Source organism: Streptococcus sp. 2020WUSS089, from assembly GCF_044427405.1.
Classification (GTDB): Bacteria; Bacillota; Bacilli; order Lactobacillales; family Streptococcaceae; genus Streptococcus; species Streptococcus hashimotonensis.
Genome location: NZ_JAOTGD010000004.1, coordinates 92,238 through 103,983 on the forward strand (window position 1 = coordinate 92,238; position 11,746 = coordinate 103,983).

Annotated in this window: 12 protein-coding genes; 11 read left to right on the forward strand and 1 reads right to left on the reverse strand. The window is 41.4% G+C overall.

All coding sequences use genetic code 11. The annotated features are described in order from the left end of the window. Positions 1–20: 20 nt before the first annotated feature. Entirely contained in the window at positions 21–884 is an 864-nt protein-coding gene (locus ODU46_RS05300; protein ID WP_398579349.1) for an NAD(P)H-hydrate dehydratase, read from the reverse strand. Between the two features lie 97 nt (positions 885–981). Here ODU46_RS05300 and nth point away from each other — a divergent pair, with 97 nt between their 5' ends. The 11 genes from nth (at position 982) to ODU46_RS05355 (ending at position 11,745) form a co-directional block, all read left to right on the forward strand. Then, the gene (gene nth / locus ODU46_RS05305; protein ID WP_395382215.1) at positions 982–1,605 is read left to right on the forward strand and encodes an endonuclease III; all 624 of its coding nucleotides are present in this window, start codon (positions 982–984) and stop codon (positions 1,603–1,605) included. Between the two features lie 285 nt (positions 1,606–1,890). Further along, a complete protein-coding gene (gene guaC, locus ODU46_RS05310) occupies positions 1,891–2,874 on the forward strand; it encodes a GMP reductase (RefSeq protein ID WP_024381811.1) in 984 nt (327 codons plus the stop codon). A gap of 69 nt (positions 2,875–2,943) precedes the next feature. Continuing rightward, on the forward strand, positions 2,944–4,293 hold the full coding sequence (locus ODU46_RS05315) for an MATE family efflux transporter (protein WP_398579350.1): 1,350 nt from the start codon (positions 2,944–2,946) through the stop codon (positions 4,291–4,293). Positions 4,294–4,390: 97 nt separating this feature from the next. Beyond that, positions 4,391–4,909 carry a ribosome maturation factor RimM gene (gene rimM / locus ODU46_RS05320; RefSeq protein WP_015646874.1) on the forward strand — a complete coding sequence of 173 codons (519 nt, stop codon included), beginning with the start codon at positions 4,391–4,393 and terminating at the stop codon, positions 4,907–4,909. After that, positions 4,899–5,624 carry a tRNA (guanosine(37)-N1)-methyltransferase TrmD gene (gene trmD / locus ODU46_RS05325; RefSeq protein WP_024413623.1) on the forward strand — a complete coding sequence of 242 codons (726 nt, stop codon included), beginning with the start codon at positions 4,899–4,901 and terminating at the stop codon, positions 5,622–5,624. The genes rimM and trmD overlap by 11 nt, the downstream gene beginning before the upstream one ends. A 30-nt stretch (positions 5,625–5,654) precedes the next feature. Further along, positions 5,655–6,710 (forward strand): pyridoxal phosphate-dependent aminotransferase, encoded by a 1,056-nt coding sequence (locus ODU46_RS05330; protein WP_398579351.1) that lies wholly within the window; start codon positions 5,655–5,657, stop codon positions 6,708–6,710. A gap of 102 nt (positions 6,711–6,812) precedes the next feature. Beyond that, the gene (locus tag ODU46_RS05335) at positions 6,813–7,562 is read left to right on the forward strand and encodes a DeoR/GlpR family DNA-binding transcription regulator (protein WP_014637965.1); all 750 of its coding nucleotides are present in this window, start codon (positions 6,813–6,815) and stop codon (positions 7,560–7,562) included. Continuing rightward, the gene (gene pfkB, locus ODU46_RS05340; protein WP_105121183.1) at positions 7,559–8,470 is read left to right on the forward strand and encodes a 1-phosphofructokinase; all 912 of its coding nucleotides are present in this window, start codon (positions 7,559–7,561) and stop codon (positions 8,468–8,470) included. The genes ODU46_RS05335 and pfkB overlap by 4 nt, the downstream gene beginning before the upstream one ends. Further along, positions 8,467–10,422 carry a fructose-specific PTS transporter subunit EIIC gene (locus ODU46_RS05345; RefSeq protein WP_398579352.1) on the forward strand — a complete coding sequence of 652 codons (1,956 nt, stop codon included), beginning with the start codon at positions 8,467–8,469 and terminating at the stop codon, positions 10,420–10,422. The genes pfkB and ODU46_RS05345 overlap by 4 nt, the downstream gene beginning before the upstream one ends. Positions 10,423–10,517: 95 nt before the next feature. Continuing rightward, the gene (locus tag ODU46_RS05350) at positions 10,518–10,892 is read left to right on the forward strand and encodes a DUF1149 family protein (protein WP_002934959.1); all 375 of its coding nucleotides are present in this window, start codon (positions 10,518–10,520) and stop codon (positions 10,890–10,892) included. Between the two features lies 1 nt (position 10,893). Beyond that, on the forward strand, positions 10,894–11,745 hold the full coding sequence (locus ODU46_RS05355) for a DegV family protein (RefSeq protein ID WP_014637961.1): 852 nt from the start codon (positions 10,894–10,896) through the stop codon (positions 11,743–11,745). The last annotated feature ends 1 nt before the right edge of the window (position 11,746 follow it).

Genomic DNA, 11,746 nt, shown 5'->3' on the forward strand with positions numbered 1-11,746 from the left:
TTGCTAAATAATAAAACCGCTTAATCATTGATTAGGCGGTTGTTTGTGTTTGAAATTGAAGCCATTGTCTTTTGGATGTTTCTTGAGACATCAGTTGGCTTTACAAGATAATAATCTTGAGCCAGTTGGTCGGCAATATAGGAGTGGAGGTAGGTTGCCACAAGGATTCTTTCATATAGATGAACATGGGGAAATTGTACAGCAAATCCTGCAATCATACCTGCAAGAGTATCTCCCATACCTCCTGTTGCTTGGTAGGGACCACCAGCTCCTATTGGAGTGACTTGGTTTGGCTGGGTTTTTAGGATTTGAGTAGCAGAACTTTTAGCTACAAGGATTGTATTTTCTTGAAAAGATTGCAAGGCTTCAAGATTTCTTTGGCTTGTTTGGTCAGCAACCGGAATGGCTGATAACCGTTCCCATTCTTTCTGGTGGGGTGTCAGGATGACTTGTTTACACGGGAAGTTCTTCCTGTTTTGTTTTGCGACTAAGGTAAGGGCTGAGCCGTCAAGAACTAAAATCTGCTGGTCAGATAAATGTCCAAAAACAAAGTCCAATAACTGTTCAGCTCTGCTATTTTCCCCAAAACCTGGACCAATCAGTATCAAGTCAGCATTTTCTAAGCTACTTATCAGCAAGGCTTGATCGTCAAATGAAAATGCCATGGCTTCAGGCAGATGACTATGTAAGGCTGGTATGTTGTCTTTTTCAGTAGCAACAGTTACCAAGCCTGCTCCACTGTTGACGGTTGCTAGTGCGGCCATGATAATCGCTCCACCATAAGGATACAGTCCACCAATCAGCAAGACTCGACCATAGCTTCCCTTATGGCTATTGCGTGGTCTTGCTTGAATAACCTTTCTACAGAGTTCTTGTAAGTCCATACTTATTCCCCCTTTTCTTCTTATTATATCACGAGGAATGAGGTTTATGACAATCCAGATTTTAGATAAATCCAAGTTTTCATGCTATAATGAATTCATGGTATTATCAAAAAAACGTGCAAGAAAAGTTATTGAAGAAATCATCGCTCTATATCCTGATGCTAAGCCAAGTTTGGATTTTCGAAATCACTTTGAGTTGGTATGTGCAGTGCTCTTATCTGCTCAAACTACAGACGCTGCGGTGAATAAGGCAACACCTGGTTTGTTCGCAGCTTTCCCTACTCCCCAAGCCATGGCGGCAGCAGAAGTGAAGGATATTGAGCCTTATATTTCTCGTTTGGGTTTGTACCGAAACAAGGCAAAGTTTTTGAAAGAATGCGCCCAGCAGTTGATGGAACGGCATAATGGCATTGTTCCGCAGACTCGTGAGGAATTAGAAGCTCTGGCAGGAGTGGGAAGAAAAACGGCTAATGTAGTGTTGAGTGTTGGATTTGGCATTCCTGCCTTCGCAGTTGATACCCACGTGGGACGGATTTGTAAACATCACGATATTGTCAAAAAATCGGCTACACCCCTGGAAACAGAGAAACGAGTCATGGAAGTCTTACCTCCTGAACTCTGGCTCCCTGCTCATCAAGCTATGATTTATTTTGGTCGTGAGGTTTGCCATCCTAAGACCCCTGAATGCGAAAAATTCCCACAATTATATGAATTTGACTAAAAAATCTTCTGTTTTTGAAGATTTTTTTAGTTTTTATGTGAAATTGTTTGAGTAAATTCTGAACATTTTTTAAAATTTTATAAGAATAGTAACTCAGAAAAGAATTATACGAATGTTATGTTTTATAAACGAGTCCCAAAAGTGATATATCCGAATATTGTCTAGATAGGTTTCTTTTTTATTGACAAAACACAAACAATAAGCTATACTATATCTTGTAATAAGGAAAAAATACGAAAAACAAACTGTTTTTCTGTTCCAATGTTAAGAAAAAGAGGTAGAAGCATGTTCAACGAAACTCCAGTTTTTGACTACGAAGATATTCAGCTCATTCCAAATAAATGTATCATCAATAGCCGTTCCGAGGCAGATACAACAGTGACTCTTGGGAAATATAGCTTTAAATTACCAGTTGTTCCAGCTAATATGCAGACTATTATTGATGAAGATGTAGCAGAAATGCTTGCCAAAGAAGGGTATTTCTACATCATGCATCGTTTCGATGAAGCTGGTCGTATTCCATTTATCAAACGCATGCACGAGCAAGGTTTGATTGCTTCCATCTCTGTTGGCGTAAAAGAATATGAATATGAGTTTGTGACTAGCTTGAAAGCTGATGCCCCTGAGTTTATCACCATTGATATTGCTCATGGTCATGCAGAAAGTGTTATCAAGATGATCCAACATATCAAGAAAGAATTACCTGAGACTTTTGTCATTGCAGGTAATGTCGGTACTCCAGAAGCAGTTCGTGAACTAGAAAATGCTGGTGCGGATGCGACAAAAGTTGGTATTGGTCCAGGTAAAGTATGTATTACCAAGGTTAAGACTGGTTTTGGTACAGGTGGTTGGCAGTTGGCTGCCCTTCGTTGGTGCGCAAAAGCTGCCCGTAAACCAATTATTGCGGACGGAGGTATCCGTACCCACGGAGATATTGCCAAATCCATCCGCTTCGGCGCAAGCATGGTCATGATTGGTTCGCTCTTTGCCGGTCACATCGAAAGCCCAGGTAAAACAATTGAAGTTGATGGTGAGCAATTCAAAGAGTACTACGGTTCTGCATCTGAATACCAAAAAGGTGCCTATAAAAACGTAGAAGGTAAGAAAATCTTACTCCCTGCCAAAGGACATTTGAAAGATACTCTGGTTGAAATGGAGCAAGATTTGCAGTCATCTATTTCTTATGCAGGTGGACGTGACATTACCAGCTTGAAGCATGTGGACTATGTTATCGTGAAAAACTCTATCTGGAATGGTGACTCTATCTAGTCAAAGAGGACTTGCAATGCAGGTCCTTTTCTTGTTACAATATTTATATAAAATTGAAAGAGAATAAGCATGTACCAAACAAGAAATAACAAAGAGAAGCTCTGGCTCTTTATCAAAATATTTTTGCCCATTTTAATTTATCAATTTGCTAATTACTCCGCATCCTTTATCGATACCATGATGACAGGCCAGTATAGTACTATGGATTTGGCAGGTGTTTCCATGGCAACCAGTCTTTGGAATCCGCTTTTTTCATTTCTAACAGGGATTGTATCTGCACTGGTCCCAATCATCGCTCAACATTTAGGAAAAGGTGAAAGAGATAAGATTCGTGAGGAGTTTCATCAGTTTGTCTATCTAGCCATCGGATTAACCATTTTACTCTTGTGCTCGGTCCTATTTATCGCTGTTCCCACCTTGGCTCAGTTTGGACTTGATGAATCTGTTTTTCAAGTTGGTAGGCAGTACCTCTATTTTATTTCCATTGGCATCCTGCCTCTCTTACTCTTTAGTGTCTGTCGCTCTTTTTTCGACGCCTTGGGCTTGACCCGACTCTCCATGTACCTCATGTTGCTCCTTGTCCCATTTAACAGTCTATTTAACTATCTCTTAATTTATGGGAAAATGGGCCTACCGGCCCTAGGCGGAGCTGGAGCTGGATTGGGTACTGCTTTAGCTTACTGGGCGGTACTGCTAGTAATCGTCATTGTCATGTGCAAAAATAAGATCATTGCAACTTATCAGATTTGGCGGTGGAGTCCGATTGATGGGTCTTTACTGAAAGAAGGATTGAAAATCGGACTTCCCATAGGTTTACAAGTCTTTGCAGAAGTAGCAATTTTTGCAGTTGTAGGGCTCTACATGGCTAAGTTTTCAGCCCAGATTATAGCAGCCCACCAGTCAGCTATGAACTTTGCGACATTATTATATGCCTTTCCTGCCTCAGTTTCTTCAGCCCTAGCTATTGTCATTGCTTATGAAGTAGGGGCCAAACGACCACAAGATGTGAAAGCCTACAGCCGTTTAGGACGCCTGGTGGCACTAGGTTTTGCAGGCTTAACACTCACTTTCCTATATTTTTTCCGCTCCAAAGTTGCCTACCTTTATGGTAATGACGCAGAATTTATCCGTCTGACCTCGCATTTTCTTAGCTTTGCCCTCATGTTCCAGTTAGCAGATGCCTTTACAGCACCTATTCAGGGGATTTTACGTGGTTACAAGGATACGACTGTTCCCTTTGTACTTGGTTTGGTTGCCTATTGGTCCATGACCTTCCCAGTTGCCTTCTTGCTTGAAAGATTTTTCCAAATGGGACCAGAAGCCTATTGGATTGGTCTGATTTCAGGGATTTTTGTCTGCGGAATAGCTCTTAATTTGCGCTTAATCAAAATAGCTCATTCTCATTTGTCCGTGAAATAAATTAACTATGAAAGTCGGAGCAATCCGGCTTTTTCTCTCTTGTGAAAATATCTTGCTCATGTTAAAATAAAAGGATAGAAAATCAAATGGAGAAATTATGAATTATTTTAACGTAGGAAAGATTGTTAACACGCAAGGCCTACAAGGGGAAATGCGTGTTTTGTCTGTGACCGATTTTGCTGAAGAACGTTTTAAAAAAGGGGCAAAGCTTGCACTTTTTGATGACAAGGATCAGTTTGTCATGGAAGTGGAAATTGCTAGTCATCGTAAGGCTAAGAACTTTGATATTATCAAGTTTAAGGGTATGTACCATATCAACGATATTGAAAAGTACAAGGGCTTTAGTTTGAAAATTGCCGAGGAAAACTTGACCGACCTTGAAGATGGTGAGTTTTATTACCATGAAATTATCGGCTTGGATGTCTATGAGAATGATATTCTGATCGGACAAATCAAGGAAATCTTGCAGCCAGGTGCCAATGATGTCTGGGTGGTAAAACGAAAAGGTAAGAAAGACTTACTCTTGCCATATATTCCACCTGTTGTCTTGAACATTGATATTCCAAATAACCGTGTCGATGTGGAATTGCTCGAGGGCCTAGACGATGAGAATTGATATTTTGACCCTCTTCCCTGAGATGTTTGCACCTCTAGAACACTCTATTGTGGGTAAAGCGCGTGACAAGGGCTTGTTGGAAATCAACTACCACAATTTCCGAGAGAAAGCTGAAAAGGCTCGCCATGTGGACGATGAACCCTATGGCGGAGGACAAGGTATGTTGCTTCGTGCCCAGCCAATTTTTGATACCATGGATAGCATTGAACAAACCACTCCACGTGTTATCCTATTGGATCCCGCTGGGCGTACTTTCAATCAGGCCTATGCCGAAGAATTGGCACAGGAAGAGCAGTTAATTTTCATCTGCGGTCACTATGAAGGATATGATGAGCGGATTAAGACCTTGGTGACAGACGAAATTTCTCTCGGAGACTATGTTCTGACAGGTGGAGAGTTGGCAGCTATGACCATGATTGATGCTACCGTTCGCCTGATTCCAGAGGTCATTGGTAAGGAAGTCAGTCATACGGATGATAGTTTTTCATCAGGGCTATTGGAATATCCGCAATACACCCGACCATATGAATATCGAGGAATGGTAGTTCCAGATGTATTAATGAGCGGTCACCATGAAAATATTCGTAAATGGCGTTTGGAAGAAAGTCTACGCAAAACCTATCAACGTCGTCCAGACTTGTTAGAAAACTACAACTTTACAGCTGAAGAGTTAGCTATTTTTGAAAAAATCAAAGCAGAAGACACAGTTGATTAGACTGTGTTTTTCTTGCTAGAAGGAGAAATGATGAAACGCAAGGTATTTGAACATTACCAACCTTATAAAATCAAACAAAAGGCAAGATTTGATTTAGGAAATAACGAAAATCGTATCATTGATTGGTCCTTTTTGCCACAAGAGACCTTGGAAAATTTGGATGTCAGTCAATTAAGTTTTTATGGTGATAACACTTACTCCGAACTGATTGAGAAATATGCGGCCTATCTTGGAGTGAATCCCAAACAAGTAACAGTAGGTGTGGGCTCTGATCACCTTATTCACATGATTGTTTCCACCTTTATGGAAAAGGATGATACTTTTTTGACTGTCAATCCAGACTTCTTCATGTATGAAACCTATAATCACATGCATGGTAGTCGGTTTGAAGCCATTGATTTGGAAGCAAAAAACGATACACTTGTCCTGCCAGTAGAGAAATTGTTGGCGCGTGCAGAGGAGTTGAAGGCAAAGATAATCATGCTTTCCAACCCTAACAATCCTTCTTCAGTAGCTTATTCGCTAGAAGATTTGGAGAAATTAGCTGATTCTTTTAAAGGGCTACTCGTTGTAGATGAGGCTTATATTGAATTTGCAAATGTCGAAAGCTTCATCAGTCGTCTGCAACAATTTGACAATGTTTTAGTTTTACGGACCTTATCAAAGGCTTTTGGACTTGCAGGTTTACGAGTTGGCTTTGCGGTAGGAAGTGAAGAGTTAATTTATGAATTGGACAAGGTCATTCCCCCATTCAGCTTGTCAAACTTGACTGCAAAAATGGCAGCCCTTGCATTGAATTATACAGACAAAGTTTTAGAAACGGTGGGAGTAATTCAGAATTTGCGAGAAGAAATGATTTTATTCTTACAAGGATTAGATAACTGTCAAGTTCTACCTAGTCAGGCTAGTTTTGTAACGTTTAAAGCACCGTGGGCAGAAGAACTTTATCAGCAAGCCTTGGCACAGGATTGGAATTTCAAATATTATCCAACGGGTAAATTGGCAGGCTATATTCGCTTATCTATTGGCCGTCCAGAAGAAATGGACATGATGAAAAAAATGATTGAGAAACTAGTGGAAGCGTAGATTCTGCTAGTTTTTTTGTTTTTTTGAAAGAAAATGATAGAAAATGATTGACAATGGCAGAAAATCGTGTATAATGATTTTTGTAAACGATTGCAGGAGGTGTTGAACATACTCAAATCAGAACGAAAACAGATTATATTGGAGCGAATACACTCTCAACAGTTTGTTCGGCTAGAGGAATTAATCGAAGTTCTTGATACATCTGAGTCTACTGTACGTAGGGATTTGGACGAGTTGGAAAACGAAGGTAAGCTTCGTCGTGTACACGGCGGTGCTGAAGCGCCAGGAAATTTGCAACTCGAAGAGTCTATTCTAGAAAAATCTGTCAAAAACGTTCAAGAAAAACGAGAGATTGCTGAACGAGCAGCTCGACAGATTGTTAACGGAGACGTAATTTTTTTAGATGCAGGTACAACAACCGGTGTACTGATTGATTATCTTCAGCAGGAAAATCTGACAGTCGTTACCAATTCTATTCACCACGCAGTGAGGCTGGTTGAACGCAAGATAAAAACAATCATTATAGGTGGTTTTGTTAAGCAATCAACAGACGCTTCCGTTGGAGCCGTAGCATTGGAACAAATTCGACAGCTCAATTTTGATAAGGCATTTCTGGGGATGAATGGTATTGATAAAAACTATTTTACAACGCCAGATATTGAAGAAGCGACCATCAAACGCACTATCATAGACAATGCCAAAGAAAGCTATGTTTTGGCAGATGCTTCTAAAATTGGTCAATTCTCCTTTGTTAAAGTTGCGGCAATCGAAAAATCCAACATTATCTGCCAATCTTCAGAAAGCAGTTTGTTGGACATCATAAAAGAGAAAACGAGGGTAATCGAGGTATGATTTATACAGTTACGCTCAATCCAGCGATTGACTATATCGTTCGTTTAGAACATGTCGAGACAGGCAGTGTCAATCGTATGGAGAGCGACGATAAGTATGCCGGCGGTAAGGGAATTAACGTTAGCCGTGTTTTGAAGCGCTTGGGCTATCCGAATACAGCAACGGGTTTCCTTGGGGGATTCACAGGTCAGTTCATCAAAGATGGATTGATTGCCGAAGGAATTGATACTGATTTTGTTCAGGTTGATCAAGATACACGGATTAACGTGAAAATCAAAGCTGACCAAGAAACAGAAATCAACGGTTTGGGTCCGATTGTGACAGATACACAGTTGGCCGAATTAGAAATGGTCTTAGCAGGATTGACCAAGGAAGACACCGTTGTCTTTGCGGGGTCTGCTCCAGCTAGTCTTGGAAATGAAGTCTACAATAGGCTGATTCCCGTGGCGAAAAAAGCAGGAGCGCAAGTTGTCTGTGACTTTGAAGGCCAAACACTTCTAGACTCATTAGCACACCAGCCACTCTTGGTCAAGCCAAACAACCATGAACTTGAAGCAATCTTCAACGTCGAGTTGAATGGCATTGCAGACATCGAGACCTATGCTAAGAAAATCTTAGATATGGGAGCTCAGAATGTTATCATTTCTATGGCAGGGGATGGGGCTTTGTTGGTCACTCCAGCAGCTACTTACTTTGCTAAACCAATCAAGGGTACAGTGAAAAACTCTGTCGGTGCTGGAGATTCCATGGTGGCAGGTTTTACAGGTGAATACGTTCGCTCACAAGACCCAATTGAAGCCCTCAAATGGGGAGTTGCTTGCGGTACGGCAACAGCCTTTTCAGATGATTTGGCAAGTATCGAATTTATTAAGGAAACTTATGAAAAAGTTGAGGTAGAAACACTATGAAAATTCAAGACGTTTTGAGAAAAGATGTCATGTTGCTTGATTTGCAAGCGACAAGCAAGGAAGCAGTTATTGATGAAATGATTGCTAGTTTGGTTGATAAAGGTTATGTAACGGATTTTGACGTATTCAAAACAGGTATCATGAACCGTGAAGCACAAACAACTACTGGTCTTGGTGACGGTATCGCAATGCCACACGCTAAGAATGCGGCTGTAAAAGAAGCGACTGTTCTCTTTGCAAAATCAAACAAGGGCGTTGACTACGCAAGTCTTGATGGTCAACCAACTGATTTGTTCTTCATGATTGCAGCCCCAGAAGGTGCAAACGATACACACTTGGCTGCCCTTGCTGAATTGTCTAAATACTTGATGAAAGCTGGTTTTGCTGATAGACTTCGTGCGGCAACAAATCCAGAAGAAGTCATTACAGTCTTCGATACCGCTGAAGCCGCAGATAAGGCAGTTGAAGAAGTGGTTGCATCACCAAGTGGTGACCGTCCATTTATCGTTGCTGTTACAGCATGTACAACAGGTATTGCTCACACTTACATGGCAGAAGAAGCACTTAAGAAACAAGCTGCTGAGATGGGGGTTGACATCAAGGTTGAAACCAACGGTGCTTCAGGTGTTGGAAACAAACTAACCGCTGAGGACATCAAGAATGCAGCTGGTGTTATCATTGCAGCAGATAAGGCTGTCGATATGCCCCGTTTCAATGGCAAACCTTTGGTATCTCGTCCAGTTGCAGCTGGAATCAAACAACCAGAAGAATTAATTAACCTTATCTTGGAGGGTAAAGCATCAGCTTACACAGCGTCAGAAGGAGTAGCTACTGTGGAATCTTCAGAAAAACTCAGTCTTGGTAAAGCGTTCTATAAACACTTGATGAGCGGTGTTTCTCAAATGTTGCCATTCGTTATCGGTGGCGGTATCTTGATTGCTCTTGCCTTCCTATTCGATGGAGCTCTAGGTGTGCCACAAGACAGTCTTGGTAGTCTGGGTTCATACCATGAAATCGCAGCAATGTTCATGAAGATTGGTGGAGCAGCCTTTGGTTTCATGTTGCCGCTTCTTGCAGGTTACATTGCGTACTCAATCGCTGAAAAACCAGGTTTGGTTGCAGGTTTCGTAGCTGGTGCAATTGCTAGCAGCGGTCTTGCGTTCGGTAAAATCCCTTACGCAGCTGGTGGTGAAGAAACCCTTGCCCTTGCTGGTGTGTCATCTGGTTTCTTGGGTGCCCTCGTTGGTGGTTTCCTTGCTGGTGGTGTAGTACTCGTTCTTCGCAACGTTTTGCGCAACCTTCCAAAATCACTTCAAGGTTTGAATGCTATCTTGCTCTTGCCACTTTTGGGAACAGCAATCACTGGTTTCTTGATGTTCTTCGTTAACATCCCAATGGCAGCTATCAACACAGGTATGAACAACTTCCTTGCAGGTCTTGAAGGTAGCTCTGCTATTCTCCTTGGCCTTGTCCTCGGTGGTATGATGGCAGTCGATATGGGTGGTCCAGTCAACAAGGCAGCTTATGTCTTCGGTACAGGTACACTTGCAGCAACTGTTGCAGACGGTGGATCTGTTGCAATGGCAGCGGTAATGGCTGGTGGTATGGTTCCACCGTTGGCAGTATTCGTTGCAACCCTTCTTTTCAAAGACAAATTCACACAAGAAGAGCGTAACTCAGGTTTGACAAACATCGTTATGGGTCTTTCATTCATCACTGAAGGTGCGATTCCGTTTGGTGCTGCTGACCCAGCTCGTGCAATCCCAAGCTTTATCGCTGGTTCTGCCCTTGCAGGTGCCTTGGTTGGTTTGTCAGGCATTCAATTGATGGCTCCTCACGGTGGTATCTTCGTTATCGCTTTGACATCTAATCCATTGCTTTACATCGCCTATGTTTTGATTGGTGCGGTTGTATCAGGTGTCCTTTACGGAGCACTTCGTAAAGCTAAATAATTTTGATTGAAACCTTGCTTCTGGCAAGGTTTTTTAGCTATTTCACGAGGATTATGGTATAATGTGAGTATTATTGTTATTAGAGGAGTCTTGAAATGGAAATCATTCGCGATAAAGAATTTGTCAATCAGTATCATTTTGATGCCCGCAATCACGCGTGGGAGAAAGAGAACGGAATTCCGGAAACAAAATTGAAAGTTGACTTTCAATTGATTGAGCAAAATCGTGCGGAAAATCGAACATCTATGATTACCATTTTGCGCTTTATGATTGTACTAGATCATTTTGTAATTTCAGGTGCCATGAGTCAGGCCGTTCACTTACCAAATCGATTGGTAGAAGAGCCAACTGAATTTACTGATGAAGAAAAACGTGTTTTGGTAGAGCCTCTTTTGGACATTTTAAAACGAATGACTTATGAGGTTACTGAAATCGCCTTTGATGCACCAGGAGTGAATTTGGAGTTTTAATATGAAATTAGCAGTTATAACTGACTCATCGGCTGTTTTGAATGTTCAAAGTATTGAGCGGGATGACCTGTTTGTCCTAAGCATTCCAGTCAGCATCGATGGGGAAAATTATATCGAAGGGCAAAATTTGACGGTTGAAGAGTTTTATCAAAAAATGGCTTCATCGAAAGAATTACCTAAAACAAGTCAACCGAGTTTGATGGAACTAGAAGAAATTCTGGCTAAATTAACAGAGAAAGGTTATACACACGCACTTGGCTTATTCTTGTCATCAGGTATTTCAGGCTTTTATCAAAATATTCAATATTTGGCTGATGAATTTGAAGGATTAACCGTTGCCTTTCCAGATACCAAAATCACATCGGCTCCTTTAGGCATGATGGTAGAAAATGTTCTCAAATGGGCTGATGCAGGACTTAGTTTTGAAGAGATTACTGGGAAATTGGACCAAGAAATTGGTAAAACAACCGCTTTTATCATGGTTGATGACCTCAATCATTTGGTAAAAGGTGGTCGCTTGTCCAATGGTGCAGCCTTGCTTGGCAATCTTTTGAGCATCAAACCTATTCTGTATTTTACAGGTGAGGGTAAGATTGAAGTGTATGAAAAAGTTCGGACGGAGAAGAAGGCCATTAAGCGACTCTTGGAAATCCTCCAAGAACAAACCAAAGAAGGACAATATCAGATTGCTATCATCCATGCCAATGCACCTCAGAAGGCTGAAAATTTTAAACAGCAGTTGGAAGAAGCAGGTGTCGGTAGCGATTTACCAATCGTGTCATTTGGTTCGGTCATCGGTACGCACTTGGGAGAAGGAGCTGTAGCCTTTGGTATTTCTCCCATTATTGAATAGG

What these genes read in the sequence shown, in the direction of transcription:
- trmD (WP_024413623.1), top strand. Translation starts at nt 4,899, where the DNA reads ATGAGAATTGATATTTTGACCCTCTTCCCTGAGATGTTTGCACCTCTA.
- pfkB (WP_105121183.1), top strand. Translation starts at nt 7,559, where the DNA reads ATGATTTATACAGTTACGCTCAATCCAGCGATTGACTATATCGTTCGT.
- ODU46_RS05330 (WP_398579351.1), top strand. Translation starts at nt 5,655, where the DNA reads ATGAAACGCAAGGTATTTGAACATTACCAACCTTATAAAATCAAACAA.
- guaC (WP_024381811.1), top strand. Translation starts at nt 1,891, where the DNA reads ATGTTCAACGAAACTCCAGTTTTTGACTACGAAGATATTCAGCTCATT.
- ODU46_RS05345 (WP_398579352.1), top strand. Translation starts at nt 8,467, where the DNA reads ATGAAAATTCAAGACGTTTTGAGAAAAGATGTCATGTTGCTTGATTTG.
- ODU46_RS05315 (WP_398579350.1), top strand. Translation starts at nt 2,944, where the DNA reads ATGTACCAAACAAGAAATAACAAAGAGAAGCTCTGGCTCTTTATCAAA.
- rimM (WP_015646874.1), top strand. Translation starts at nt 4,391, where the DNA reads ATGAATTATTTTAACGTAGGAAAGATTGTTAACACGCAAGGCCTACAA.
- ODU46_RS05300 (WP_398579349.1), bottom strand. Translation starts at nt 884, where the DNA reads ATGGACTTACAAGAACTCTGTAGAAAGGTTATTCAAGCAAGACCACGC.
- ODU46_RS05355 (WP_014637961.1), top strand. Translation starts at nt 10,894, where the DNA reads ATGAAATTAGCAGTTATAACTGACTCATCGGCTGTTTTGAATGTTCAA.
- nth (WP_395382215.1), top strand. Translation starts at nt 982, where the DNA reads ATGGTATTATCAAAAAAACGTGCAAGAAAAGTTATTGAAGAAATCATC.
- ODU46_RS05350 (WP_002934959.1), top strand. Translation starts at nt 10,518, where the DNA reads ATGGAAATCATTCGCGATAAAGAATTTGTCAATCAGTATCATTTTGAT.